Source organism: Streptomyces sp. bgisy027 (genome assembly GCF_057710365.1).
Genome location: NZ_JBYIVZ010000018.1, coordinates 148,016 through 173,246 on the forward strand (window position 1 = coordinate 148,016; position 25,231 = coordinate 173,246).

General features: G+C 67.5%; 21 protein-coding genes and 4 pseudogenes. 14 read left to right on the forward strand and 11 right to left on the reverse strand.

The genetic code is table 11. The features are described from left to right. Positions 1 to 123: 123 nt before the first annotated feature. Complete coding sequence (locus AC3ETA_RS20385) at positions 124 to 3,753, reverse strand: S8 family peptidase (RefSeq protein WP_432194336.1); 3,630 nt, start codon at positions 3,751 to 3,753, stop codon at positions 124 to 126. A gap of 773 nt (positions 3,754 to 4,526) precedes the next feature. On the opposite strand from AC3ETA_RS20385, the gene AC3ETA_RS20390 reads away from it, so the two are divergent. Together AC3ETA_RS20390 and AC3ETA_RS20395 are read left to right on the forward strand one after the other, a co-directional pair. Next, positions 4,527 to 4,715 carry a hypothetical protein gene (locus AC3ETA_RS20390; RefSeq protein WP_432194337.1) on the forward strand — a complete coding sequence of 63 codons (189 nt, stop codon included), beginning with the start codon at positions 4,527 to 4,529 and terminating at the stop codon, positions 4,713 to 4,715. A gap of 176 nt (positions 4,716 to 4,891) precedes the next feature. After that, the gene (locus AC3ETA_RS20395) at positions 4,892 to 5,377 is read left to right on the forward strand and encodes a hypothetical protein (protein ID WP_432194338.1); all 486 of its coding nucleotides are present in this window, start codon (positions 4,892 to 4,894) and stop codon (positions 5,375 to 5,377) included. On the opposite strand, the pseudogene AC3ETA_RS20400 reads toward AC3ETA_RS20395, so the two are convergent. Beyond that, positions 5,370 to 6,400, reverse strand: a pseudogene (locus AC3ETA_RS20400) (IS110 family transposase); the annotation flags it as partial. The gene AC3ETA_RS20395 and the pseudogene AC3ETA_RS20400 sit on opposite strands and share 8 nt — an antisense overlap. A gap of 2 nt (positions 6,401 to 6,402) precedes the next feature. On the opposite strand from AC3ETA_RS20400, the pseudogene AC3ETA_RS20405 reads away from it, so the two are divergent. Beyond that, a pseudogene (locus AC3ETA_RS20405) lies at positions 6,403 to 6,803 on the forward strand (transposase); the annotation flags it as partial. Between the two features lie 329 nt (positions 6,804 to 7,132). Here AC3ETA_RS20405 and AC3ETA_RS20410 read toward each other — a convergent pair. After that, positions 7,133 to 8,029, reverse strand: a complete 897-nt coding sequence (locus tag AC3ETA_RS20410) for a TIGR03619 family F420-dependent LLM class oxidoreductase (RefSeq protein WP_432194339.1) — start codon at positions 8,027 to 8,029, stop codon at positions 7,133 to 7,135. 414 nt (positions 8,030 to 8,443) lie between these two features. Here AC3ETA_RS20410 and AC3ETA_RS20415 point away from each other — a divergent pair, with 414 nt between their 5' ends. Beyond that, positions 8,444 to 9,079 (forward strand): mycothiol-dependent nitroreductase Rv2466c family protein, encoded by a 636-nt coding sequence (locus AC3ETA_RS20415; protein WP_432194340.1) that lies wholly within the window; start codon positions 8,444 to 8,446, stop codon positions 9,077 to 9,079. A gap of 363 nt (positions 9,080 to 9,442) precedes the next feature. On the opposite strand, the gene AC3ETA_RS20420 is transcribed toward AC3ETA_RS20415, so the two are convergent. The 3 genes from AC3ETA_RS20420 to AC3ETA_RS20430 all read right to left on the reverse strand — a co-directional run bounded on the left by AC3ETA_RS20420 (position 9,443) and on the right by AC3ETA_RS20430 (position 12,417). Beyond that, a complete protein-coding gene (locus AC3ETA_RS20420; protein ID WP_432194341.1) occupies positions 9,443 to 10,345 on the reverse strand; it encodes an LLM class flavin-dependent oxidoreductase in 903 nt (300 codons plus the stop codon). A gap of 54 nt (positions 10,346 to 10,399) precedes the next feature. Beyond that, a complete protein-coding gene (locus AC3ETA_RS20425) occupies positions 10,400 to 10,843 on the reverse strand; it encodes a MarR family winged helix-turn-helix transcriptional regulator (RefSeq protein ID WP_432194342.1) in 444 nt (147 codons plus the stop codon). A gap of 905 nt (positions 10,844 to 11,748) precedes the next feature. Then, positions 11,749 to 12,417 (reverse strand): TetR/AcrR family transcriptional regulator C-terminal domain-containing protein, encoded by a 669-nt coding sequence (locus tag AC3ETA_RS20430; RefSeq protein WP_432194343.1) that lies wholly within the window; start codon positions 12,415 to 12,417, stop codon positions 11,749 to 11,751. Between the two features lie 116 nt (positions 12,418 to 12,533). Between AC3ETA_RS20430 and AC3ETA_RS20435 the strand changes: the two genes are divergently transcribed. Next, positions 12,534 to 13,298, forward strand: coding sequence for an SDR family NAD(P)-dependent oxidoreductase (locus tag AC3ETA_RS20435; protein WP_432194344.1), 765 nt, complete (start codon positions 12,534 to 12,536; stop codon positions 13,296 to 13,298). 1,175 nt (positions 13,299 to 14,473) lie between these two features. After that, positions 14,474 to 15,106, forward strand: coding sequence for a TetR/AcrR family transcriptional regulator (locus AC3ETA_RS20440; RefSeq protein WP_432194345.1), 633 nt, complete (start codon positions 14,474 to 14,476; stop codon positions 15,104 to 15,106). Between the two features lie 49 nt (positions 15,107 to 15,155). On the opposite strand, the gene AC3ETA_RS20445 is transcribed toward AC3ETA_RS20440, so the two are convergent. After that, on the reverse strand, positions 15,156 to 15,851 hold the full coding sequence (locus AC3ETA_RS20445) for a TetR/AcrR family transcriptional regulator (RefSeq protein WP_432194346.1): 696 nt from the start codon (positions 15,849 to 15,851) through the stop codon (positions 15,156 to 15,158). A 214-nt stretch (positions 15,852 to 16,065) separates the two neighbouring features. On the opposite strand from AC3ETA_RS20445, the gene AC3ETA_RS20450 reads away from it, so the two are divergent. From AC3ETA_RS20450 to AC3ETA_RS20475, 6 genes are all read left to right on the forward strand, one after another. Next, on the forward strand, positions 16,066 to 16,743 hold the full coding sequence (locus AC3ETA_RS20450; protein ID WP_432194332.1) for an SDR family NAD(P)-dependent oxidoreductase: 678 nt from the start codon (positions 16,066 to 16,068) through the stop codon (positions 16,741 to 16,743). 104 nt (positions 16,744 to 16,847) lie between these two features. Next, a complete protein-coding gene (locus AC3ETA_RS20455) occupies positions 16,848 to 17,171 on the forward strand; it encodes a DoxX family protein (RefSeq protein ID WP_432194347.1) in 324 nt (107 codons plus the stop codon). Between the two features lie 91 nt (positions 17,172 to 17,262). Further along, positions 17,263 to 17,439, forward strand: a complete 177-nt coding sequence (locus tag AC3ETA_RS20460) for a hypothetical protein (protein WP_432194348.1) — start codon at positions 17,263 to 17,265, stop codon at positions 17,437 to 17,439. After that, positions 17,429 to 17,563, forward strand: a complete 135-nt coding sequence (locus tag AC3ETA_RS20465; RefSeq protein WP_432194349.1) for a hypothetical protein — start codon at positions 17,429 to 17,431, stop codon at positions 17,561 to 17,563. The genes AC3ETA_RS20460 and AC3ETA_RS20465 overlap by 11 nt, the downstream gene beginning before the upstream one ends. A gap of 60 nt (positions 17,564 to 17,623) precedes the next feature. After that, complete coding sequence (locus AC3ETA_RS20470) at positions 17,624 to 17,956, forward strand: hypothetical protein (protein ID WP_432194350.1); 333 nt, start codon at positions 17,624 to 17,626, stop codon at positions 17,954 to 17,956. Positions 17,957 to 18,256: 300 nt separating this feature from the next. Continuing rightward, positions 18,257 to 19,071 (forward strand): IS5 family transposase gene (locus AC3ETA_RS20475; protein WP_432194351.1). Its coding sequence is split into 2 segments (ribosomal slippage): positions 18,257 to 18,583 and positions 18,586 to 19,071, totalling 813 coding nucleotides; the frame shifts between segments, so codons are not numbered across the junction. 195 nt (positions 19,072 to 19,266) lie between these two features. Here the strand turns inward: AC3ETA_RS20475 and AC3ETA_RS20480 are convergent. From AC3ETA_RS20480 to AC3ETA_RS20495, 4 genes and pseudogenes are all read right to left on the reverse strand, one after another. Next, positions 19,267 to 19,458: pseudogene (locus AC3ETA_RS20480) on the reverse strand (transcriptional regulator); the annotation flags it as partial. Next, on the reverse strand, positions 19,455 to 19,844 hold the full coding sequence (locus AC3ETA_RS20485; protein ID WP_432194352.1) for an ATP-binding cassette domain-containing protein: 390 nt from the start codon (positions 19,842 to 19,844) through the stop codon (positions 19,455 to 19,457). The pseudogene AC3ETA_RS20480 and the gene AC3ETA_RS20485, both read right to left, overlap by 4 nt. Positions 19,845 to 19,914: 70 nt before the next feature. Further along, a complete protein-coding gene (locus AC3ETA_RS20490; protein WP_432194353.1) occupies positions 19,915 to 21,972 on the reverse strand; it encodes an RICIN domain-containing protein in 2,058 nt (685 codons plus the stop codon). 136 nt (positions 21,973 to 22,108) lie between these two features. Further along, positions 22,109 to 23,173 (reverse strand): LacI family DNA-binding transcriptional regulator, encoded by a 1,065-nt coding sequence (locus AC3ETA_RS20495; protein ID WP_432194354.1) that lies wholly within the window; start codon positions 23,171 to 23,173, stop codon positions 22,109 to 22,111. Between the two features lie 442 nt (positions 23,174 to 23,615). Between AC3ETA_RS20495 and AC3ETA_RS20500 the strand changes: the two genes are divergently transcribed. Both AC3ETA_RS20500 and AC3ETA_RS20505 read left to right on the forward strand, forming a co-directional pair. Beyond that, positions 23,616 to 24,923, forward strand: a complete 1,308-nt coding sequence (locus tag AC3ETA_RS20500) for an ABC transporter substrate-binding protein (protein ID WP_432194355.1) — start codon at positions 23,616 to 23,618, stop codon at positions 24,921 to 24,923. Between the two features lie 5 nt (positions 24,924 to 24,928). Beyond that, positions 24,929 to 25,231 (forward strand): annotated as a pseudogene (locus tag AC3ETA_RS20505) (sugar ABC transporter permease); the annotation flags it as partial.

Sequence of the window (25,231 nt, forward strand, 5' to 3'; positions counted from 1 at the left end):
GGATGCTGTCTGCTGCACGACGGTCAGGGTCCGTGGGCCATGACTACCGTGCCGTGATCGTCACTGGCTCGGACGTGACCGTGAGCGGCGTGCAGCCGGGTAGGGTCCCGGTCGCCCTGAGGCTCACCTGACCCCGAAGGCACGGTCCACGGTCTGGTCGACCGAGTGCCCGTTCGCGTCGGTCGCCACCGTGCGCAGGCTCACGTGCTTCGACGTGCTGCTGGGAACCTTGAACTTCGCCTGCCACGTGCCCTCGGCTCCGGCCCGGGTGAGCCCGAGCCTGGTCCACGACTGGCCGTCGTCGTAGGAGATCCACGTCTGTACCCTGGTGACCTCCGCGTCGCCCGTTTGCGAGGGGCGGGCTGTGACGGTGAGCTTCTGCGGCCTGTCGGCGCGGACCGTGTTGGACAGGTCCACTCCGACGCCGTAGCCGATCTGAGGGATCGAGACGCCGTTGGCCGAATCCGGCCGCGGGTTCTCCCGGAACGAAGCGGTAGTGACTATGTGGGTCGAGTACTCCCAACCGGGATAGTCACGGCGCGCCTCGACCACCAGCTTGTAGTCCGCCTCGCCCGAGGGAACCGAGATGGAACCGAAGTCCGATATGGGGTTCACGAACAGCTGGGTGCCGTTGCGATACAGCGTCAGCCGCTTGGTGTCAGGCGATTCCCTCATCGTGAAGAGCCCGTTGGGGTCGAAGAAGCGGTCCGTCACGACCCAGAGCCTGTTGCCGTCGGTCCTCAGCATGGCGAACTTCGAGGTGTTGACGACCTTGAAGTACTCGACAGTGCGGTGACCCGGCCGCATGATCCGGGGCGTCGCAGCTTCGATGTCGACGAACCATGCCGATCCGCCCGTGGCGTCGAAGGCGATCCCGGGCATGTAGGCGGTCTCCGGGCTGGCGCTGAACCACTCGTCGAGCACAGCGCCGCGGCGTACCGGAAGTTGGGTGTTGATCGGGACATGCCGCCCATAGGGCCCGTTCAAGCGCGTGATGTTGTTGGTGTACATCGCGGGTCCGACACCGCCTCGTTCATGGATCCGGGCGCTGACGTGCGCGTGGCTGGACTTGTCGACCGGGACTGCCAGCGGACCGGGCGAGACCTCCTTGAAGGGCGTGACGAGGTCGTACACGAACGGTGTGAGCGGGGTGCCCACGAGGCTCACCTTGACGGGCTTGCCGCGAGCCAGGAGGCGACGCAGGTCGCGCACGTCCTCCCCGGGCAGTGCGAAGGCCGGGGCCGCTTGCGAGTTGACCGCCGCGTCGAGGCGACCGGGTTCTGTGTTCCCGATCGCGACTACCGCGGCGCCCCGGGCTCCCGCCCGATCGATGACCGCGGAAATCGCCGGGCCCGGTGCCGGGGTGGCGAGCACGAGCTTGCCCTTGACGTCCTTGCCCGCGAAGTCGTCCTCGGAGCCGTGCCCGACATCGACCAGCTCCGGTCTGGCCTTGCCCTCGAACTGCTGTGCCGAGCCGAGCCGGTTCGGCCGCAGACCCTTCCGGCCGGTCTTCGCCACCAGGACCGGAGCGGTCCGTGTGGAGTACACGTTGATCTCCTGCGTCCCGTTCTCGGGTGCCGCGGTGGGGAACAGGCTGATGCGCTTGAAGTCCGGCGGCAGCGTGACCAACGGGCCGAAGCGAAGTTCCGACCAGGTGCTGCGCCAGTAGCCCAGCGAGCCGGCCTGCTGCTCGGTGTCGCGACCAGTACGGTAGGTGACTTCCGTGGCTCTGCGCGCGTCGAGCGCGATGTCGACGCCGTCGTCCCCGATCCGAACCTCGGGCTTGACGTGCAGAGCGACATCCTCGACCTGCTCGCCGCCGGAGTCGGGGCTCAGCAAGAGGGTTTCGATGGCGTAGGTGCCGGGCTTGACGCGCAAGGTCGCCACACCATTGCGGAAGACCCCCTGGAACGTGTCCCATCCGGTCTCGTCGTGCACGAGCAGGAGGCTTTCGTCCAGGACCGGCTCGCCGTTGGTGGCGGTGCCGCGCACCGTGATGGTGCGCAACGGCGGCTCGACGTAGAGCGAGACCGGTACCCGCACCGACGCACTCGAGTCGGTCGCCGCGGCGGTCACCAACCCGGACAACAGCGTCTCAGCGGTGAGCCGGTTGGGGTCGGCGGTGATCGTCACGGATGCCGCTCCACCGGCCGGCACCGTCAGCTCGCTGGCCGACAGACGCACCGCGCCGTCAGGGACCGAGTCACCTGCGGACGACGTGACCGACGCTTTGAGAGTGAAAGTGCGCGCAACAGTTGCGTCGTTGTGGATCGCGACCTCGCGGGTCACCGTCTCGTACGGCGCCCCTTCGACGAACGGCGCGGCACCGAGGTTGACGGCCGCGGGAACGGCGTAGGCCGACTGCGCCCGCGCCCGTGCGACGTCGGCGCGGCCGGAACCGCCCTCCTCGACCCGGTATTCGCCCGGCTCGGCCGAGCCGACCAGCGCCGACTTGAGCTGCTGCCATGTCCACTGCGGATGCGCCTGCTTGAGCAACGCCGCGGCGCCGGCCACGTGCGGCGACGCCATGGACGTGCCGTCCATCGCGGTGTAGCGCTCGTCGACGGGCTGGCCCATCGAGGTACCCGCGGCACGGGCGGCGACGATGCCGACTCCCGGAGCGGAGATCTCCGGCTTGACACCGTGGTCGCCGATCCGCGGGCCGGTGCTGGAGAAGTGTGCGAGAGTCTCGTCCCGGTTCAGCGCCCCCACGGTGAGGGCGTCCTTGGCCGAGGCCGGTGTTCCGATGGTGTTCGGGCCACTGTTGCCCGCCGCAACGACGAAGAGCGAGCCGTGATCGGCTGTGGCCCGGTCGACAGCGACGCTGACCGGGTGGGTCCCGTCGTCGGCGAAATCAGTCCCCAGGCTCATGTTGACAATGTCCGCACCCTCGGCGGCGGCCCACTCGATGCCCGAGATGACGTCCGAGAGGGAGCCGTTTCCGTCGTCGCCCAGCACCTTGCCCGATATGAGGTCGACCCCCGGTGCCACGCCTTTCGCACCGTTGCCGGTACCCGAGCCGCCCACGGTGGCCGCCACGTGCGTGCCGTGCCCGGCGTGGTCGACGGCGTCGGGCGAACTGCTGAAGTTCTCCTGCTTCGACACCCTGCCGTCCAGATCGGGATGGGTCGCGTCGACACCGGTGTCGAGCACCGCGACCTTGACACCCTCGCCGTCGAACCCGTCCTTCCACAGCGCGGGGGCACCGATCTGAGGGACCGACTGGGCGAGGTCGACCGTGACCTTGGCGTCCAGCCAGATCTTGCCCACGTGCAGCGCCTTGCGCTCCTTGGTGCTGTTGTTCTGCTGCCAGAAGGCCTTGGCTTTGGCTTTGGGCACGTCTACCCCACGGGAGTTGATGCTCCGCAGGTTCCTGGTGACCTTCGCCTGCGGGGCCGCCTTCGGTGCGGCGGCTCCGTCGCTGTTGTCGAGGAGCAGTGGCAGTACCTTCGTGGACGCGTCGTCGTAGCCGTCCGCGACGAGCTGCTCGACGTCGAACAGTTCGAGGTCGACCGCCTTGTCGATCACTGCCTGCCGGGCAGCCTGCGGGATGACGTACGTTCCCGTCTCGGCGGGCTGGACGACGGCCAGGCCCCGCGAAGGTCCTTCCGGATGTACTCGGAAGGCCGGTGGGGTATCGCCCTTGAAACTGGTGACGGTGACGACGTCACCGGTGACGAGTGTGACTTCGTGGGTCGCCTCGATCGTGGCCCGGCCCTGTGCGGGAGCGGGCGCTGTCGGTGGCGAGCTCACCGCGGGACTCGCTGTCACCGCCAGCATGGGCACTGACAGGAGGGGGGCTGCCAGCAATGTCAGCAATCGGCTGCGGCGGGATCGGCCGCGCGGCCGGGGGACGGGGTGTCTGCGCATGCCTGTCTCTCCGGTTGTAGGTCAAAGGGGTTCGTAGCCGCCGTGAATGGGCGGTGCACCGGAGCCCTGAATGTCATCCGGGGGCTCGGACGGCGGTGAGGGCATGGCCGGGTCGGCTGACTCGCTCGCGTCGGATGCCGCGGCTTTCTGCTGCCTGGTGGGCGAGCGGCGGGTTTTTGCCATGCCACGGACGATGACACCAACACCGCCGGAACAGCGAGCGTCCGAATGACGTATTGGTTATGACTGGTTGCACCGGGAGGACGACGTGCTGTGCGATGCCGTTCCTCCACATCTACGGCTTCACGGTCATCCTCAACTCGGCCCTGCTGGCGGGCGCGACCGTCGTCACACTGCCGCGACTCGGACTGAGCCCGTTCCTCGACGCCGAACAGCGTTACGGTCTCCCCCGGGGCCACCTCGCACTGCCATGGTCCTGGACCTCGCCCAGGCGCCGGAGGTCGACGAGTACAACCTGTCGTCGATACGTACCAGGGTCTACGTCGCGGCCCGCTCAACAAGGAGTTGGCGAAGCGGGCCGAGAAGCGCCTCGGCTGCGTGATCCGTCAGGGCTACGGCATGACCGAGGCGAGTCCCGGTACGCACTGCGCCTACGACGAGGGCTTCACCTCGACACCCGCCGGGGCGGCGGGGCAATGCTGCCGGACACCAAGCCGCGGCTGGTCGCCTCGGCGACGGGCGAAGAGGCGGCGCCCGGTGAGGCGGGAGAGCCGTGGGGGCGCGGCCCTCAAGCGATGGCCGGAAACCCGGGCACGCCCGACGTAACCGCGCAGACCCTCGCCGAGGGATGGCCGCGCACCGGCGACATCGCCCGCGTCGACTAGCACACGAGCTTCTTCATCGTCGACCGGCTCACGGAGCCGATCGAGTACAAGGGTTACCAGGTTCCGACGGCGGCGAGGCACCCAGGACGTTCGCCGTCGCCCGGGGGGTGCCCCTACGCCTTTGGTCAAGGGAAACGGGGGTGGGGTGGGTCGGTGAACCGGGGCAGCATGGCGGGGTGGCTGATCTGTTGTGGGATGACGTGAAGTGCTTCTTCGACCTGGACTTGATGGGGTCGCTGCCGGACGAGCGCATCCCGGATGCCTCGGTGGAGGTCTGGCAGGCGGTCCTCGATCTGGTCGCGGAGAGGGGCTGGAAGTACCAGTACTCCGAAGGAGAGTTGGTACTTCCGGTGCCCCGGGCAGAAGCCGTGCTGTCCCGTCCGGCGGATGCCGAGTGCCCTGACCTGCGGGTCTGGCCGACTGCCGATGTGTTGGCGATCTTCCGTTTCCATGCTGCCGATGAAGTCGACTTCGACGTCGACCTGCGGGAGTTGCAGGGCCAGGAGCGACTGGATGTGTTCTCCGGGTTCCTTCGGGAGATCGGGCGGCGGCTGGGCAGGCCGGTGCTGATGGACCCGGAGGGCGACTACGGCCATCCGGTGCTTGGCTTCGATGTCGACGCCGATCGAGTCGTTCTCCTCGCAGACCCGCAGGTCAGGTGACTGAGGCCGACGGCTGCGGTTCGTAGAAGGTGCCGTCGCGGAGCATCGCGAACAGGACATCGGCCCGGCGTCTGGCGAGGCAGAGCAGGGCCTGGGTGTGATGCTTTCCCTGGGCAATCTTCTTGTCGTAGTAGGCCCGGGAGGCCGGATCGCCCAGGGCAGCGAACGCGGAGAGGAAGAAGGCCCTCTTGAGCTGCTTGTTCCGTCTCCGGGAGGGCTGTTCGCCGCGGATCGAGGAGCCCGAGCTCCGGGTCGCCGGGGCGAGACCCGCGTAGGCGGCGAGGTGGCCGGAGGACGCCGGGCGCTGCCAGCCTTTCAATAGGCATCGCTGTGCCGAAGAGGGTTCGGAGTCATCCCGACGCCCACCAGACCACCACGAAACTCACCGTGGAGAAAGGTGCCTGTCTTCTTTGAGGCCTCACAGGTCAGAAGGAACTGAGGCATCCGATCCACGCGATCCAGACCCGCCTCAACAAGCGCGTGCGGAAGCACGTACGCACTGCATTAGAGGGTGGGCCTCCAACAGTTCCTCGATCCGCCCGGCGAGCAGCTCGCGCTGGTCAAGGACGGCAGTCAGGGAGGCTGCCAGACTCGGGACGATCAACGCAGCCGCTTCGGACCCCGGAACCGTCACGGTCTGCTCGTCCACGCGTCGAAGATCTCCTCGACCAGCCGCTCGGCCATCCTCGGCGCCTTCGGCCGCAGCAGGGTGACCAGGCGCCGTCTGCCGGCCTTGCGGATCTGGGCCGGGGATCCGAATCGTTCCAGCAGCGTGAGGACGGCCGGGTGCTGCAACCGCGGCCCCAACACCCGTTCCAGCGAGGGATGGATCTGCGTCAGCAGGCCGTGCAGCCGGTTCGCGACCCGGGTCGCTTCCCCGGCGAGGTCGTCGTCGAACCCGACGATCATCTCCAGCTCGGCGATCATCTCGTCCTCGCCGTCGATCGCCCTCAGCGTGTGCGACATCGCCCCGGCCGCGTCCGCGATGATGAACGCGTCCTTCGCGTCCGTCTTCGCCTCACCCGGCCCTGCAGGCCGAGGCCAAGGACCTCGAGAACGAGATCCTTGCGCTGGTACGGCAGTTGGCCCCCGAACTCCTCGGTCTGCTCGGAGTCGGACCGATCACCGCAGCTCAGATCCTCGTCAGCTGGTCACACCGGGCCGGTTCCGCTCCGAGGCGGCCTTCGCCTCCTTCGCCGGAGTCTCACCCATCCCCGCGTCCTCCGGGCTGACCAACCGGCACCGGATCAACCGCAGCGGCGACCGACAGCTCAACCGAGCCCTGCACACCATCACACTCATCCGGATGCGGTTGGACCCTACGACGAAGACGTACGTTGCCCGCCGAGTCGCCGAAGGCAAGACCTCACGCGACGCACAACGCTGCCTCAAGAGAGCCATCTGCCGACAGCTCTACAGAACCTTGAACACGCCGACCGAAACATCCTCAAGCGGCTTGACGCGATATAGCAGCCTCGGGGGGACAGCCGATCCGCAGGACCTCCTCGACTGCGCGGCCACGAGGGTCGCGCCGTACAAGCCCATCAGGGCCGTCGAGTTCATCGACGTCATCCCCAAGTCGCCGGCCGGGAAGATCCTGCGGCGCCCGCTCAAGAACGCTCCAACACAACCGCGCGACACCGAGGACACAAGTGCGGATCTGACGGGCAAGGTCGCGGGCGTCGCCGGCAGCGGGCAGGGCCTCGGCTGGCACAAGAGCCTGCTCACCCCGGCGGACCGCGCACCATGGTGTCGTCAGGTCAACTGCGGCATGACCTCGGTCGCGACCCAGTCCATGGCCTTCTCCACGGCTCCCTCCGCGCTGGGAAGCCAGAGGGTGCAGACGGTGAGCCCTGCCTCGGCGAGGCGTCCCAGATCGTCGACGATGCTCGCGGCGGTCGGCTTCCGGCCGCCGAGCGGCCGTCGCTCCGACGGCACCTCGCCGGGAAAACCCAGAGGGCTGAGGAATTGAATCGACGTGATCGTCACACGGTCGGCGTCCCCGGTGTCGGCGGCTGCTTCCCTCAGGCGGCGTCGCATGCCGGTGAGCTCGTCAGCGTCGACGGCGGAGACGTACCAGGCGTCGCCGAACCGCAAGGCACGACGCAGAGCAGTGTCACTGTGGCCGCCGACCCACACCGGCGGACCGCCGGGGGTGACCAAAGGCATTCCCAGCTGTGCGTCACGCAGAGTCGTGAACCGCCCGTCGAAGTTGGCGGGCCTTTGCGTCCACAGAGCCTTGACGGCCCCAAGATGGTCGTCGGTGCGGGAGCCGCGTTCGCGGAGAGACACGCCGACGGCGTCGAAGTCAGCTGGCATCCAGCCGGTACCGACGCCCAGGATCAGGCGGCCTCCGGATACGAAATCCAGGGTGGCTGCCTGGCTGGCGAGCAGAGTCGGAGGGTAGTACGGCATGACGAGCACCGATGTCAACAGCCGTATGCGCGTCGTCGCGGCCGCGAGGGCCGACAGCATGACGAGCGGGTCGGAGAGGTGGATGTCGGCGTCGTATCCACCCTCCAGGAGACGCTGGCCGGCCGCGACATGATCAAAGCCCAGGTCCTCGGCATGGCGCGCAGCGCGAAATGCGGCGGGCGCGTCGTCGAGGGGCCAGCGCTGCTGGAGGGAGACGCCGAAGTTCAGCGGAGACACAGAATGCCTTTCGGTTGGGGGGTGGGGACAGCGGCGGTTTCCGGACCGCCCTGTGGTTGGGCTGTGCTGGGCGGGGACAGCTTGTTCGAAGTGGAACCGGTAAGTGGCGAGGGCAGGTGGGGCAGGGCACGGCCCAGGACAGTCAGCCCACACCAGCCAGGCCGGGAATGGGACGCGCCCCCGCGACAACTCCGGGACAAATAGGGGCGAACGGGTGCCAGGTCTCTGCTCACGCCATGACGGGCGACTGCCGAGGGCGCCTCGAAGCCGGTGGCTGGCGGACCAGGGATGAGACAGTTCCAGTGCGCCGGTCGGCGAGCCGGGAGCCTCTTGTATAACTATCACTTGGTGCAGGTCGAAGGCTTGTTGCCGACTGCGAAGAACCCGACAGAGATCCGGCGGAAAAGGAGAGCTATGGCCGACACAAGCAGGACCCAGGTCGATTTCTGGTTCGACCCGCTGTGCCCGTGGACCTGGATGACGTCCCGCTGGCTGACCGAGGTCGCGACGCTGCGCGAGATCGAGATCCGCTGGCATGTGATGAGTCTCGCCGTCCTGAATGAGGACAAGCTGGACCAGATCCCACAGGAGCACCGAGAGCAGATGGGCAAGGCGTGGCGGCCGGTGCGCGTACTCACGGCGGTCCTGCAGAAGTACGGCAACGACGCCACAGGCCGCCTCTACACCGAATTCGGGGCCCGCTTCCACCGCGACGGCACGGGGCCGACACTGGAGGCGATCGGCGGGGCACTCGAAGCGGCCGGCCTCCCGGACGACCTGGTGGAGTACGCCGACTCGAGCACTTACGACGCCGACGTACGGGCCTCTCACCAGGCGTCCCAGGACGCGGTCGGCGAGGAAGCGGGCAGCCCCGTCCTCGCCGTGTCCGGCCCGGACGGCGAACGTCTCGGTTTCTTCGGCCCGATCGCCGCGCCGATACCACGGGGAGAAGTGGCCGGACGCCTGTGGGACGCCGTTCTGCTCGCCGCGTCCGTTCCAGGCTTCGCCGAACTCAAGCGCACCCGCACCGCAGACCCCGTCTTCGATTGACCGTCCGGTTCTCGCGCCTTTTGACGCCCGCACACTGCCGCGCCTACGAGCGTGTGCGGGCCTTCGGCGCGTGCCGACCCGGGCCGGACTTCCCCTGTCCAGCAGCTGACACCGGAAGTAACAGTGGTTCGCGAGACGGGGGCGGACGAAACTTCCTGCATCTCCCCACCCGCCGGGGGTGAGACAGACCTGCTCACCGAGATTCCCCGCCTCCAGGTCGCTGACCTGCGGTCAGGCTCCACAATGGAGTAGCCGGCCGCCACCGCGACTGGACCCGACTCACCCATCCGCCTCCAGCAGCCGTAACCGTCCACTCTCGTAATGCAACGGCAGTGCGCCTGAACTTCGCCGTGGCGCCGTGGTCTATTTGGCGACCGCTTCGCGTACGGCTGGGACGATCTCGGTGGCCCAACGACCGAGAGTGGTCAGGTCCTCCACGAAACCGCTGGGTTCGGTGAAATTGAATCCGGAAGCACCGTGTTCCAGCACGGCCCCGGTCAACTCCTCGATCCACTGCTCCACCGACCCTCCGATCCAGCGGCCGTCGTCATCGCGCGTCGTGGCCAGCGGACGGTCGGTGATGCTGCCGGGGAAGTTGTAGATCGTGCGGATCTCTCCGGGATCGCGGCCGACAGCCGTCGCGGCCTCGTCGATGACAGGCCGGGACGTGCGATACCGCTCGCTGAGCCAGTCCGCGGTGAGGGGAGGCAGCCATCCGTCGGCCACACGGCCGGTGGCAGCCAGGGACTTCGGGCCTGCCGACCCGGTCCACACGAGTGGCGCGGCCACGGGCGCGGGGTCGATCTGGTTGACCTGGTAGTGCTTGCCTTCGTACGTGACCGCCGGGCCGCCCCCTGACAGCTTCTTGATCAGGACGATCGCCTCCTCGAAGGCGTCGACGGCGTCGCTGGGCGAGAGACGCGGAACGCCCATGTCGGAGATCCGGTCCCACTGGAACCCCGCCCCGACGCCGAGCACCACGCGGCCGCCGGAGAGGGCCGACAGCGACGTCAGCGTCCGCGCCAGCATGGGTGCGGGCCTGGTCGGCAGATTCGTGACATTCGCGAAGCCCGTTATCCGCTGTGTTGCGCCAAGGGCGAATCCGAGGGTCGCGTACGTGTCCAGGTACTCGGCGACGTACGGGTGGTCGAACATCGACACGAGATCGAGCCCGTCACGGTCGGCCTGCTGGACCGCGGCCAGCAGACCCGGCAGGTTCCCCAACGCGTTGTTCGCACAGAAACCGAAAAATATCTTCTCACTCATGAGCACGCCCCTGTTCTCAGTTCGTAGTACGAACTGTATTGGTTTGGCCGCGAACTAGGGGCGCTTCTCGGCCAACTCCATGAAGACCGCAGGCACGTCGTTGTGCCGCACGATCCGGCCGAGCAGGAGGGCTAGCGTGTCCCGCTCGGCATCAGCCAGACTGCCCGCGAGCCGGTCGATACGGCGGCCGGTCTCCGCGTAGAAATCGTGCGCGAGGACGCGACCTTCCGGTGTGAACGCGACCCGGACCGCACGCGTGTCCCTGGGGTCCGACTCGCGCCGGACCAGGCCGCTTCGCTCGCTCCGGTCCACAAGGCCGGTGAGGCTCGATTTGGCTAGACTCAGCACCTCACCCAGTTCGCCCATACCGTATGGTTTCGCCATCAGCACGCACAGCAACTGGCCCTGCTGCGGGGTGATGCCGTATTCTCGCGCGGACTCGGCATACACGGCGTTCACCATGAAAGAAGTCCGCACAAGTCCGGACACGAGCCCCATTCTTTCTTTTCCATTCTTCATTCACCCAGGCTAACAGTCCGGCCTTCTTTGGTTCCTGGGACGAACCGCTCCTGCCAAGTAGCCAAGCGGCCGCCGAGTTCCACCCTTCTTCCCCGCGCGCCGAATCATGAGGGTTGCCGACGGCGGCTGAAAGAGCGTGTCCTGAATCACTTTTCTGGCGCCAGGGTCACGCAATTGAGTGTGGCCGGGGGCGAGGCATCCCTCTGGAACCCGTGCTTCCGCCACGTCGAAAGCGTGGCGATCGAAGACGCGGTGGTCGACGGCGAACTGGTGGTCGTGCGGGCCGCGGGCCGGGCCGCGTGTCATGCCCGCGGAGCAATGTCGAGTCGGGGGACAGCCGATATGTCCGCCGACACGACAGTCGGCGGACGCCCCGTGGCGATCGGGTTACAGGTCCGGCTTTACGCTGCCGCGACCGCACCTGCCGACGAGCCACGTTTGCCAGTGGGTCGATGAACTCGTCTTCCTGCAAGGTAGACGAAGCCCCCGGCTGCAGACGGCGCTGCAACAGATGGTCGTGATGCAGGCGGGCGGGCCGGCGCCCGCCTGGCGATCACACTCCCTGTCCGGGCGAGCCGGTCGACACCCACGGCTGGGCGGTCGACCCGTTCGGCGGCGGTGGCGAACGCGACACAACGGCCCGCCCGGCCGACCCGGCCTCGACCGCCTTCTCTGCGCGCACAGGTCACGTCACGACCGTCCGTGCGCCGCCTTGAGGCGGACGAGTAGCCATGGACCGTACACGACATGTTCATCCCGGTCCGCGAACGCACAGTGGACACAACACCTGAACCGAAACGGAGCGCAACCGACATTCGCCGCGTGACCAGACGTGTCAACAGGCCCGCTCAGACCGCCTGCTCACGAGCCTTCTGCAAAACGCTTCAACTCGCTCCGTGCGCGACGGAACGCCCGGCGAGGATCAAGTCGACTCCGTAGGCGAAACGGTCGCCGAAACTCTCCCCGGTGAGGTACTCGATCGTCTCCGCAAGAACGGGACAGGTCGCCGGATCGGCCGCCGCAGCCTCAACACCGGGGGTTCGGTCCGGCGATGTCTGCTCCTCGTTGACCAGGCTGATAACACAATAGATCAGAGTCCAAGCCGTCCAGGCCACCTCCTTCGGGCTGCGTCCGGTGGCGCGCAGGGCAGCGTTGAACACCTCGGCGAACGCCAACTGGTGAGGGCGGGCCAACGAGAAGCCCTCCCGCATCAGGCGGGCGCCATCGCGGTGGGAACGCAGCGTCTCACGGAAGGATTTGAGAAGCTCGCGGACCCGATCCTCCGGATCCCGGGGCAGGCGGGCAGGCACACAGTCGGCCATCATCGCGTCGGTCACCGCGCCGAGTAGGCCGGCCTTGTCCTTCACGTGCCAGGCCACCGCGTTGACCCGAACCCCCAGGCGGCCGGCGACGGCCCGCAAGGACAAGCCGTCCAGGCCGTCACTCTCCAGCACTTCCATTGCGACAACGACGATCCGCTCCTCGGTGAGCCCGACATGGGCCCGGGACACCGAGGGGCGAGGTTGCCCTGCCGAATTTGACGTCTTGGACACCGCACAATAATACTCACAACGAGCCTTGAACACTGACCAAGGGGTTCGTCCTGGCTCGGGAAGCTGTCCGCCGGCCGGTGGCAGCTCCTGGTTGGGAATTCTGAAGGGATATCAGCATGGGCAAGCTCAGCGGCAAAACCGCTCTCGTCACCGGTTCCAGCCGGGGTATCGGCCGGGCCACGGCCGTCGGCCTGGCCCGTGAGGGTGCACTGGTCGCCGTGCACTACGCGCACAAGGAGGAGGCCGCTCAGGAGACCGTCGAACTCATCGAGAAGGACGGCGGCCGGGCCTTCACAGTCGGCGCGGAACTGGGCGTGCCCGGCGACATCGACCGGCTGTTCCGCGGTCTGGAGGCTGGCCTGACGCAGCGCACCGGGCGGACCACCCTGGACATCCTGGTGAACAACGCCGCTGCGACGTCGAACGGGGACGCCCCCGAAGACGTCTCGGCCGAGGAATTCGACCGGATGTTCGCGGTCAACGTCAAAGCACCCTTCTTCATCACCCAGCGTGCCCTCCGGCTCATCCCCGAGGGGGGACGTGTCATCAACATCTCCTCCGGTATGACCCGCCTCGCCAACCCCACGCAAGCCGTGTACGTAATGACCAAGGGGGCGCTCGAACAGCTCACGCTGAACCTTGCGCGACATCTCGCTCCCCGTCAGATCACGATCAACAACGTGCTTCCCGGAGTCACGGACAATGGGAGCGAGATCTTCCAGATCCCCGAGGTCCGGGATCAGCTTTCCCAGATGTCGGCGTTCAAGCGCCTTGCCCAGCCGGAAGAGGTCGCCACCGTAGTGGTCTTCCTCGCCACCGACGAAGCGCGCTGGATCACCGGCACGTCCCTCGACGCCACCGGCGGCAGCCTCCTCGGCTGAGGCGTGCTTCGAATATGGGGCACCGGCCACTCATCGATGGCTGCTATGAGGACCGTTGCCCCGTAGCGGACCGCGAGCCTGTCGCACCACGTGACTACGGCGCACGCGACACCTCTTGGCGTCGATTGACGTCACGCTCGGCCACGTGCCAGGCCTGGCTAGTAGTCCTCCGATCGGACTTCGACCGCCGAGTGCCACGGAAGCCGTGCTGCTTGCGGTTCCGCGTCTCGTCTGCTGCCCGGGGTGGTGCAGCAGCTGTCACGCCGCCCGAGGCAGGCGCAGTTGTTGCGGAATGCGTAGGCCTGTTGACCACGTGCGTGGAGGCTCGGGGCCTATCCGTCTCGAGCCCTCACACACGCCCAGGGCGACGTCGAACTGCGGGGAGTTGTCCCACCGCCCGGCCGTGATCACGATCAGCAGCAGGTTGAGCTTCGGCCGTGCCTGAAGGTTGGTACAGATAGGCCGCCAGACCCGCCCCCGGCGCGCATGTCCCGCCATGGGATGCCGGTGCGGGACCGGAACCGTATGCCGTCTATCAGCTCTCGTCGGGTCCTGTCGGTGGCCGAACGACCTTCTTTCCCCTACGCGGCAACAGCGGCTCCGGAAACATCCACTTTCGGTCTTTGCCCCCCACCCACATTTGATTCGACGGCCCGAGTCAGCGGCGAGGCGTGTCCCACCACCTGGTGTAGCCGATCATGCATGCGGAACGCCCAGGTCGCGGCCCTGATCGCCGTCGCCGCGCGGACTGTTGGCGCCCACGTCGCCGCGACCGGCGACACCTGCCCGGCACCCCATGGCGGGACGTGTCTGCCGAGCCGAGGGCCGGAGGCGACGGGGCCTGATCGGCTGCACCACGGCAAGGGACACCACCAGAATGTGCGTTCCGCTCCGACACGAGCGCGGACACCCGCCGATTACCGCCCTCCTCATCTCATGTCTCACGGAGGGCAATCCCCGACAGGAGCAACACGTACCTGTGAGTCATATTTGCACAGCGCCGTCACCCTCGCCCAAGGCGGGAGGCCAGGGCTGCACGATAGACTTCTGACTACGCCTCCCGCTTAGACCAGCGGACCGGCTGGGCCTCCCAATCCCCAACGCTGTCTGCTCCTGTCGCCCCCGGTCCGGATCGAGGACGGCTAGCTTTACGTACGGTTGACAGGTAGGGACTGATGGGCGCCCAGGACGACACCACTGCCATCACCGAGCGTTCCGATGCCGCGCGCAACCGGGCCCGGTTGCTGGGGGCCGCCGGGCGCCTGGTGGCCGAACACGGGGCCGAGCGCGTCACCATGGAGGCGATCGCGAAGGAAGCCGGTGTGGGAAAGGCCACCCTTTTCCGCCGGTTCGGTGATCGGGGCGGCCTTCTGCTGGCTCTCTTCGCCGAGGCTGAGGCCGACTTCCAGGAGGTGTGCAGGTCCGGTCCGCCCCCTCTTGGCCCGGGGGCGCCGGCGAAAGACCGGCTTACAGCGTTCGGCTGCGCAATCATCGAGCGCATCGCGGGCGAGACAGATCTGAGTACCGCGTTGGCACGCCAACTGCCGCGCGAGCGCCGGTACGTCTCGGAGACCGCAGATATCTACCACCGTCATGTGTCAACGCTGCTGTGCGAAGCCGGAGCAGACGGCGACTGCGACATGCTCGCCCACGCCTTGCTCACCTTCCTGAACATCGACGCGGTGGACCATTTGCGCCACGACCGCAACGTCGACGCCGCTCGCCTACAAGCCACCTGGGCGGACCTGGTAGGACGAGTGGTCCCACACGGCACCGATCCGGAACCTCACTCAGCATCGGCTCTTTGACCTGCGTTAACAGCGCCCAAGCGTACGCTTGGGCACCCTTGGCCTCAGGTCAGCTGCCCTTACCCGTCGATGCTGCGGTACCTGACTGGCCGGCTCGCAGCATGGCCTTGTAGAGGGCGCCGTGGCCCGGCGAATCAGGCAAGGAGCCGCGGCCCGGGGCCTCCAGGGATTGGATCAGCAGGGCGACCACGCGTCGCCAGGCATCCGGAGCGGCGTCTCCGGTGGCATTGACGACACCGGCGTTGGCCATATGGATCAGCACCAGGTCCGAGGGGTCGAAGTCCTCGCGCAAGCGACCTGCGGCCTTGACTCGGCCGATGAGCTCTACCATCCCCTCGTACGCCTCGTTGCGGCGCGCCTCCAGAACCTTGGCAGTCGGGAAGGTCATGGTCAGCACGTCGGCGAAGCCGGAGTCGGCGGCCTGCATCGCACAGGCGGACTCGATGTAGCCGACGAAGCCGTTCCAGGGATCTGAATCGGCCAGGGCAGCGGCAACGGCATCGGCATAGGCGCCCATACGGTCGGAAAAGACCGCGTCGACCAGCTCCTCCTTGGTGGGGAAGCGGCGGAACATGGTGGCGATCCCCACCCCTGCCTCGCGAGCCACGGAGGCCATGGATGCGTTCAAGCCGTCCCGCGCGAACACCGTGCGTGCGGCGGCTATGATCCGCCCTCGGTTGCGCTCGGCGTCACTGCGCAGCGGCTGGGCGGCGGGGCCGTCGGAGTTCTGGGCGCCAGGGTTCATGCAGACCAGTCTAGCAATCGGATTGCCCTATCCATTTTTAGTGCTACGCTGGCCAGAGTGAGCCGGAGAGAGTTATCCGCATCGGTAAACGGATAGCCGACTCCGATCTTCCGTGCAGACGCGGTGGAGCGGCCCCTGTTGCGGTGCTGCCGCTTCCAGGCCGCTCTCTTTCCCAGCACTGTTCAGTACCACACTCTCTGCAGAAGGATTTGCTGTGACCAGCATCGCCATCGTCGGAGCCGGCCCCCAGCTGGGCCTGGCCATCGCCCGCACCTTCGGCACCCAGGGCCTCAACGTCGCCCTGATCTCCCGCGACCGCGACAAGCTCGACGGCCTCGTCACCACCCTCACCGCCGAAGGCATCACCGCCGCCGCGTTCCCCGCCGACGTCCTCGACCGCGACGCCCTCACCCAGGCCCTCAAGGACGCCGCCACCCGCTTCGGCAGCATCGACGTACTCGAATACTCCCCCGTCGGCACGATCGGCTCCACCACCCTGACCACACCCACCGCGACCCAGCCGTCCGACGTGCAGCACGAGATGGAGTTCCAGCTCTACGGAGCCATCACCGCCACCCAGGCGGTCCTGCCCGCCATGCGCGAAACCGGCGCGGGGACCCTGCTGTTCACCACCGGCGCCGGCTCCATCGACCCCGTCCCCCAGGTCGCCAACGTCAACGCCGCCGCAGCAGCCCTGCGCAACTGGGCCATCAACCTCCACAAGGAACTCGACGGCACCGGCATCCAAGCCGCCCACATCGGCATCGACGTCTCCATCGGCATGTCCGTCGTCCCCGGCTTCCCCACCGCCAAGCCCGAACAGATCTCCCCCGTCTACTGGGACCTGCACACCACCAAGCGCGACCAGGCCGAACTCGTCTTCAGCCTCTGACACCACACCAGCTTCCCCGAGACCCCGATCGTGCCGCTTCGCGCCAGCACTGTGGCAACGCCCCAGAAAGTCTCCGCTCAACAATGAACGTTTTTCTTTGGATTGTGCAGGGCCTCCTCGCTGCGGCCTTCGCGGCCTCCGGCGCCAGAAAGCTCGCCAAGCCCGACGGTCAGCACCTGCCCCCGCGACTGGTGCTCCTGATCGGTACCGCCGAAGTCGCCGCCGCCATAGGCCTGATCCTGCCTGCCACCACCGACATCGCCACCGTGCTCACGCCGCTGGCCGCCACCGGCATCGCGGTGATCATGATCCTGGCCATGGGGTACCACGCCCGCCGCAAGGAGTGGACGCCCATCGCGATCAACGCGGTTCTGCTCGCCCTCGCGGCACTCGTGATGTGGGGCCGGTTCGGGCCCCACGCCTTCTGATCCAGTCCCTCCTTTGGCTCGACGGCCCGGCAGGTGTCGGCACGGGCCGCCCCCCTCCGGCCCAACCGGACATCCGAGACAGGAGATGACCATGGAGTGCGGCATCCTGTCCCTGTCCGACCTGCAAACCGACCACGCGACGCTGACTTGCACGACGGCCCGGCGCCGCGCCCGCGAAGTCATCTCTCACGCGGTCACTGCCGACCAGGCGGACCTGTGCCCAGACCTCTTCGGGCCCAGCGAGCATCACAACACTGTTGAGCATTGACCAGATTCTCGGCCAGGTCGCCTTCGCCAGCGTGCCCGTCACGATGATCCATCGCTCCACCGGATTCCTCGCTACCGACGTCGCCCCGCACATCCGCATGGAACTCCGCCTGCAGGCAGGCTGAAGCCGGCTCCACCGGCCTGTGCCCGCCCACGGTGGCGCCCCTCACAAGGAGCAGACAGCAATGACCGCAACCAACCACCCGTCGGGCCTCGACCCGCTGTCGTCCGACCCCCGCGCGGCACATCTCGTCGAGGCATTCAAGGACGCTCTGGTGCGCATGCGCGACGGACAGGACCTGACCGCCAAGGACCTCGAGGTGGCCACCGACCTGCTGCAGATAGTGCAGGCACCCGCCGGAACCTCACTGGCGGCGGCGGTCATGCCGCTGTTCAGGGAGGTCTTCCAGGGGCGCCAAGATGGCTCCACCGCTTCCGAAGAGTCAGCCGCCCCACTCACGTCCGGTCCAGCGACCCTCATCAGTGTTCTGCGGAGCCCGGAACCCCGCTGGTGGTGAAGCCGAGGGGCTGCCCGCTCCAGTGAATTGATGACCGCACGGTTTGAGAGTTTCCCGTCGTGTACGGCGGAGCGGCTCAAGGCTCTTTCCCCCTGCCGCATCCGGACACGTCCAGGGTTCGAATGCGGCGGGCCTGACCGGCAGGCGCGCTGCCCACGTGCGGTGTCGGCAGTGCCCCGACAGGCAACGTTTGCCCCGTCGCGACGCCCGGCACGCTCCCCCGACTGCCCTAAGAACTCCTAACGAAATGATCTTCGAGGTGGTTGGATCACTCCGGGACCGTTGATCCGGGGGTGTGGGGTGGCTCGGCCGAAGCCGTGGGAAGTTGATGACGAGTTGTGGGCGGTGGTCGAGCCGCTGTTGCCCAAGGTTGAGCGTCGGACCCGGCATCCGGGACGCAAGCGGCATCCGGACCGGCTGGTGTTCCAGGGCATCCTGTTCGTGCTGCACACCGGGATCGCCTGGGAACACCTGCCGCAGGAACTCGGCTTCGGGTCGGGCATGACCTGCTGGCGGCGCCTGGCCGAGTGGACCGAGGCAGGAGTGTGGCCCCGGCTGCATGAAGTTCTCCTTTCCAAGCTCCGCGGCGCGAACGCCCTGGACTTCTCCCGTGCTGCGGTCGACGGCTCCCACATCCGGGCGTTAAAGGGGGAGCCAAGACGGGACGAAGTCCCGTCGACCGGGGCAGGACGGGCAGCAAGCATCACCTGATCACGGACGCCACCGGCATCCCGCTCGCCGCAACCTTGACCGGCGGCAACCGCAACGATGTCACCCAGCTGATCCCACTCCTCCAGGCCGTGCCGCCCGTGCGGGGCAAGCGCGGCCGGCCCCGGCGCCGCCCGGACGTGGTGCTGGGCGACCGCGGCTACGACCACGACAAGTACCGCCGACTCGTCTGGGACCTCGGCGTGAAGCCGCTGATTGCCCGCCGCGGCACGGAGCACGGCTCCGGCCTGGGCACCCAACGCTGGGTCGTGGAGCGCGCCTTCGCCCACCTGCACTGGTTCCGCCGCCTGCGGATCCGTTGGGAGATACGCGACGACATCCACGAAGCCTTCCTCACCCTCGGATGCGCACTCATCTGCTGGCGGCGCCTGAAGTCATTGCGTTAGGAGTTCTAAGAGGGCATGGGAGGTGCCTCCACTCACGTTTCGGCCGAAAGCCCAAATACATCCAGTGCGAGGACTTCCGGCCGGCACTCCGCCGGCCTTCGGCCGGGGGCACCCCCAGAGCACGCACCGGACGCCGCTCCTTGGCGGGCAGACGTTGCCTGCCGCGGCACTAGCGGCGTGCGTCCTCGGTGGCGGCGCGCGGACGACCGCATCGAGAACTGCCGGGGAGGCGCCCGCGAGGCTGCCGCGCTCCAGCTTGCCGTAGTAATCGACGCTGACGTCGGCCAGCGCCGCGACCTCGCTCCTGCGAAGACCAGGCACACGGCGCCGGGAGCCGGCTGGCAGCCCCGCCTGCTCCGGGGTGATCCTGGCACGCCGCGAGGTCAGGAACTCGCGGACTTCATGAGCAGTTCGGGATCCCGCGCCAGGGTAGCCGCGATCGCAACGCGCTGCCGTGTCCCGCCGGAGAGCTGGAAAGGGTAGAGGCCCATGACCGCCCCCGGGTCCAGACCCACCTCGCGCAGGCGGCGCGAGATCTCCGCGGCGGCGTCCGCCCGGTCACGGCGCTTACTCGGGGACAGCGACTCCAGCAGGTGGGCGCCGACGTTCGAAGCACGCGTCCCGAAGACCGGCCAGGCCCACTTCGACCACGCCGTCGCGCACGTCACCATGAGACGACGTCTGCTCCAGACACCACCCCACGCCCACAGCCGGGACGATCCCCGCCCCATGCCTTCGCCGACGACCAGAGCCTCCTGACGCCCGGTTCGCATCGCGATCCCGAGCTGTCAGGAGGCCCTTGGCGGCGCCGACGGGACTGTCAAACGAGTCGGGTGACGCCGCTCAGTTGATCCGGACGATCCTCCAGAGCTGGTCGTCGTTGCTCAGGCCGCTCCACTGGATGACGGCTGCTCCGTTGCTGGTGGAGGACTGAGCGACGCCGGCGTAGAGGCCGCTGTTGACGTTCCTGAGTTTGTAGTAGCCGTTGCCGCCGTCGGTGAGGGTCCACTTCTGCGAGTCGGCTGAGGAGGGTGTGTTCTGGATGACGGCGGTCCCGGCGGTGGTGGAGCCGCCGGAGATGTCCAGGTTGAGGTTGCTGTTGACGTTCCTGATGCTCCAGGCTCCGCCGCCCGCGGACTGGAAGGTGAACAGCTGGCACGAGCAGGCGGAGTTCTGCCACTGGTTGGCCGCCGTGCCGGCGGTGGTGGAGGCCTGGGGGATGTCGAGGTACTTGCCGCTGTTCTTGTTGACGAGGACGTACTGACCGGTGCCCAGCGGCGGCAGGGCGGTCTGGGTGAGGTTCCAGCGCTGGCAGGCGCATCCGGTGCTGCTCCACTGGGCGGCCTGCGTGCCCACGGCCGTGGAGGCGTTCGGGATCTCCAGGAATTTGCCGGTGACGCGGTTGGTGACGGTGTAGCCGCCGGCGGGGTGGGGGGCGACCGTCCATTCGTGGTCGAGGGTGCCGTTGTCGTCCCACTGCAGGATCTTGGCGCCGTCGGCGGTGGACTGGTTCTGTACGCCCAGGACCTTGCCGCTGGCGACGTTGAAGATCTTGAAGTAGCCGGACGGTTGCTGGACGAAGCGCCACTGCTGGTCGGTGGCGTTGGTGGTGGTCTGCTGGGTCGCGGTGGTGCCGTTGGTGGTGGAGCCGCCCGCGATGGTGAGCTTCAGGTCGCTGTTCGCGTTGGAGACCGTGTAGGTGGCACCGTTCGAGATGCCACCGCCCAGGTCGACGACGCTGTACGTGACCGGGTTGACGCCAGTGCTGCGCGCATGCCCTCCGCTGAGCACCATCAGGCTGTGGCCGTCCGCGAGGGGGAGCGTGCCCCGGCTGTATCCGCCGGCGACGTTGGAGCGCATCCGCGTCCAGCTGTTCGCGGCGCCGTTCTCAGTGTTGACGAACAAGTCGTCGCTGCTGGTGGCGGTGGTGACGAGGGTTCCGTTGGGGCCGCCGGTGGGCAGCCAGGTGATGTACGGCGTGCCCCAGGGCACCAGGCCGTCGGTGGACCGCAGCGGGATGCCAGTGACGGAGTCGAACGCCTCCGGGTCGGAGGAGATCTTGTAGTAGACGGCGAAGTTGCCGTTCGGGGAGCCGCCGTACTCGTACGTCATGATGTATCGGCCGTTGGGCATCCTGGCGACGGTCGGCATTCCGGGGCGTTGGCTGTAGGTGGGCATCGCCACGTCGTCCACAACCGGGCCCCAGTTGCGGACATCGGTGGAGACCTGATGGACGATCTTCTGGCCGTGGTCGGTGTCACGCTGGTCGGAGTAGTAGACGATGAGCTTGTCGCCGGAGACCAGGAAGAAGGGTTCCCACACGGGGGTGTAACCGTTGCTGGATATCGCCCTGCCACCGGTGGCGATGTTGGTGACGAAGTCCCAGCTCTGGCCGCGGTCGGTGCTGGCGTACAGATCGATCTTGCTGCCTCCCCGGTCGTAGGGCACCGAGTCGCCGGCGGCGAGGATGGTTCCGGCGGGGAAGCCGCCCATAGCGCGGGGCAGTTCGAACAGCTCGGGCTGCCAGCGCATGCCCCAGCCGTTCTGGGTGTCGGCGACCTCGGAGATCTTCGTCCAGGAGGCACCGTTGTCGGTGCTGCGGTAGATCGGGAAGACCGGCATGTCCACGCGGTACTGCTCGAACGTGGCGAGCAGGGTGCCGTTGGCCGAGCCGTTGTGCTGCAGACGCATCGCGCGCGGATAGAAAGTCCCGGGCGAGAGCGCGTCCGGCGGCGGTGTGTACAGCGTCTGCGACGGACGGGATTCCGCGGCCGCGCGGCCCGCTGCGGGCAGGGTCAGTGTCGCCACCGCGGCCAGCAGGGCGACCACCAAAGTCAGGAAGGCGAGAGGACGGGAACGCGGAGCGGCGCCGGGTCTGGCGCCCCAGGGCGAGGAAGGCATGTGCGGCTCCGAGGGGAAGGAATTGAAATGTGTTTCGGCGCCCGCCGCTCGCCGAGACCAATTGGGTCGGGGGAACGGCGGAGTCCAATGGACGTGCGTCAGGCACGACGACTCGAGGGCCGGCGGGAAGGATGCCTCAGTGGGCGCGAAGCACCGAGCTGCCCGAGTGGGAGGGGGGCGGCGCGGTCGAGCCGCGGACGACGAGTTCGACGGGTGGCTCGCCCGCTGGCGGCAGCTCGGCGCCGGGCTCCTCGATGGCGTGCACGAGAAGCCGGATTCCTTCCCGCGCCGCGGCCTCGAAGGGCTGGCGGACGGTGGTCAGCGGCGGGGAGACGTAGGCGAAGACCGGGTTGCCGTCGAACCCGACGACGCTGATGTCCTCCGGCACGCGCCGCCCGGCTTCCCGCAGGGCGTGGATCAGGCCGATGGCCATCTCGTCGCCCGCGGCGAACACCGCGGTCACGGAGCTGTCCGAGGCCAGCGCACGACCCGCCGCGTACCCGGAGGCGGCCGACCAGTCGCCGTTGAGCAGGGGCGGTTCGTGCGCGCCCCGTGCGGCGAGTGCCGCCTGCCATCCCTCGATGCGGTCCTTGGTCGCGTACCAACGCCTGGGGCCGGCGAGGTGATGGACCGTCTCATGGCCCAGGTCCAGCAGGTGTTCGGTGGCCGCCCGCGCCAGTTCGTGGGCGCCCACACCGACGGTCAGTGTGCGGGTGGCGGTGAAGGCAGGTGCGGGGGGTGCCCCGACGAAGAGGACCGGCACGTCGATGCGGAGTGGGATGTCTCCTTTCACAATGGGTTCGGAGACCACGACGCCGTCCACGCCCTGCTCGAGGAGTGACTCGACGGCACCGGCGATGTCTTCCGGCGCCCCGTCCGGCGTGCTGACGACACGGAGCGCGAATCCGGCGTCCCGTACAGCCTGCTCAATGTGCACGAGCAGAGAGGCGGTTCCATAGCCCGCGGTTCCCAGGGCGACGACACCGAGGGAGCGGGTGCGTCCGGAGGCCAGCGCCCTGGCGGCATGGTTCAGCCGGTAGCCGAGTTCCTCGGCGGCCGCGAGGACACGTCGGCGGGCCTCATCGGAGACGTACGGCTCATCGTTGAGGACCCGAGAGACCGTTTTGCGCGACACGCCCGCCACCCGGGCGACGTCCGCACTTCGCGGCGCGGTCGAAGCTCGCCCCACTTCTGGTGACATGAAGCCTCCTACGGCCGCGATCCGGCATCAAACAACGTCAACACTATGACCGCGCGGTCTGACCGCGCGGCCATATCTACGCAGCCGGCAGGCCTGTACGTCAAGGATTCTCGCCGCCCAATTCCGCTCCGCGCTCGCACGACGGGGGCACCGTAGCCAAACCAAGAGCAGAGTCAACGCACATTTGTGCAGGCCATACCCACCCTGGTGGCCACTGCACCAGCCTCGGCAGGAGAGGAACAAGCCCCGACGCGGCGTTCGCCCTGTCCGAGCCTCCGGCGCAGAGCCTTGACACTTACCCCTCACAGCATTCACTCTTCCTGACATCTCGCGGATCGAGTTTGTTCGTTTGCGTTTGATTCTGGTCACTTCGTTTGACCTACCCCTCGCCATATCGGGCCGATGTGCCACGTCTGGGTACTGCCGCCCCTCAGGAGCCGAAATGCATTCATCCCCCAGTCACCCCATACCTGGCACCAGCCGACGCACCTTGCTGCGTGGCATGGGCGGCGCCGCCGTCCTCGGCGCCGGCATCCCTCTGCTCAGCGCCTGCGGCGGCAGCGAAGCCTCCTCAGGCCCCAAGACCGTCACGCTCGGCTCCAACCAGTCCGATGCGGTGCCGAAGAAGGCGTACGGGGAGATCTACACGGCGTTCACCAAGCAGTCCGGGATCACGGTCGACGTCAACACCAAGGACCACAACACGTTCCAGGAGCAGATCAACTCGTATCTGCAGGGCACACCGGATGACGTGTTCAACTGGTTCGCCGGGTACCGGATGCAGTTCTTCGCCGAGAAGGGTCTGGCTTCCCCGATCGATGATGTCTGGGAGAAGATCGGCGGGAACTTCCCCGTGGCGATGCAGAAGCTGAGCAAGGGTGCGGACGGCAAGTACTACTTCGTGCCGCTCACCACATCGCTGTGGGCGGTCTTCTACCGCAAGAGCGTCTTCCAGCAGTACGGCTACGAAGTCCCCACCACCTGGGACGACTTCGTCGCGCTGTGCAAGCAGATGCGGAAGGACAAGCTGGTCCCGATCGCCTTCGGCGACAAGGACGCCTGGCCGGCGATGGGCACCTTCGACCAGATCAACTTCCGTCTCAACGGCTACGACTTCCACGTCGAGCTGATGGCGGGCAAGGCCTCCTGGACCGACTCCAAGGTCAAGGCGGTCTTCGACCACTGGTCGGAGATCCTGCCCTACCACCAGGAGGGCGCCATGGGCCGCACCTGGCAGGACGCCGCGCAGACACTGGTGTCGAAGAAGGCCGGCATGTACGTCTTCGGATCGTTTGTGGCACAGCAGTTCACCAACCAGGCCGACCTCGACGACCTGGACTTCTTCGCCTTCCCGGAGATCAACGCCGAGTACGGCCAGGACACCGTCGAAGCACCGACCGACGGCTTCATGCTCTCCAAGGCCCCGAAGAACAAGGCGGGCGCCGCCCAGCTCCTGGAGTACCTGGGCACCCCGGCCGCCGAGGAGATCTACGTCAAGTCCGACTCCAGCCTGGTGGCTTCCTCCAACAAGGCCGACACATCCTCCTACACGGCGCTGCAGAAGAAGGCATTCGAGATGATCTCCGGTGCGAAGAGCCTCACGCAGTTCATGGACCGTGACAGCCGGCCTGACTTCACCTCGACGGTGATGCAGCCCGCGCTGCAGAAGTTCATCCGTGACCCCAAGGGGATCGACGGCATCCTGTCGTCGATCGAGCGCCAGAAGAAGACGATCTTCGCGTCAGGCTGATCGATATGGCAACCGACACCCCCACCAAGTCACCGGAGGCGGCCGACGTGCCGCCTCCGGGCGCGACATCCACCACCAGACAGGTACAGACGGGCCACAAGCGCCTGCTCACCCGCCGCGACCGGCTCACCCTCGGTCTGATGGCCGGCCTGCCGACGATCCTGCACATCGCCCTCGTCTGGGTCACGGCTCTCGCCTCGATCGCGCTGGCCTTCACCACCTGGGACGGCATCGGCTTCGACTCGATCAAGTGGGTCGGCCTGGAGAACTTCAGGGAACTGTTCTCCAACAACCCGCAGTTCTGGCCG

Bases quoted from the DNA above. Each gene is read 5' to 3' on its own strand.
- AC3ETA_RS20390 (WP_432194337.1), top strand. From the start codon at position 4,527: ATGCTGCCGGACACCAAGCCGCGGCTGGTCGCCTCGGCGACGGGCGAA.
- AC3ETA_RS20415 (WP_432194340.1), top strand. From the start codon at position 8,444: ATGGCCGACACAAGCAGGACCCAGGTCGATTTCTGGTTCGACCCGCTG.
- AC3ETA_RS20420 (WP_432194341.1), bottom strand. From the start codon at position 10,345: ATGAGTGAGAAGATATTTTTCGGTTTCTGTGCGAACAACGCGTTGGGG.
- AC3ETA_RS20425 (WP_432194342.1), bottom strand. From the start codon at position 10,843: ATGGGGCTCGTGTCCGGACTTGTGCGGACTTCTTTCATGGTGAACGCC.
- AC3ETA_RS20435 (WP_432194344.1), top strand. From the start codon at position 12,534: ATGGGCAAGCTCAGCGGCAAAACCGCTCTCGTCACCGGTTCCAGCCGG.
- AC3ETA_RS20440 (WP_432194345.1), top strand. From the start codon at position 14,474: ATGGGCGCCCAGGACGACACCACTGCCATCACCGAGCGTTCCGATGCC.
- AC3ETA_RS20445 (WP_432194346.1), bottom strand. From the start codon at position 15,851: ATGAACCCTGGCGCCCAGAACTCCGACGGCCCCGCCGCCCAGCCGCTG.
- AC3ETA_RS20460 (WP_432194348.1), top strand. From the start codon at position 17,263: ATGGAGTGCGGCATCCTGTCCCTGTCCGACCTGCAAACCGACCACGCG.
- AC3ETA_RS20470 (WP_432194350.1), top strand. From the start codon at position 17,624: ATGACCGCAACCAACCACCCGTCGGGCCTCGACCCGCTGTCGTCCGAC.
- AC3ETA_RS20485 (WP_432194352.1), bottom strand. From the start codon at position 19,844: ATGCGAACCGGGCGTCAGGAGGCTCTGGTCGTCGGCGAAGGCATGGGG.
- AC3ETA_RS20490 (WP_432194353.1), bottom strand. From the start codon at position 21,972: ATGCCTTCCTCGCCCTGGGGCGCCAGACCCGGCGCCGCTCCGCGTTCC.
- AC3ETA_RS20495 (WP_432194354.1), bottom strand. From the start codon at position 23,173: ATGTCACCAGAAGTGGGGCGAGCTTCGACCGCGCCGCGAAGTGCGGAC.
- AC3ETA_RS20500 (WP_432194355.1), top strand. From the start codon at position 23,616: ATGCATTCATCCCCCAGTCACCCCATACCTGGCACCAGCCGACGCACC.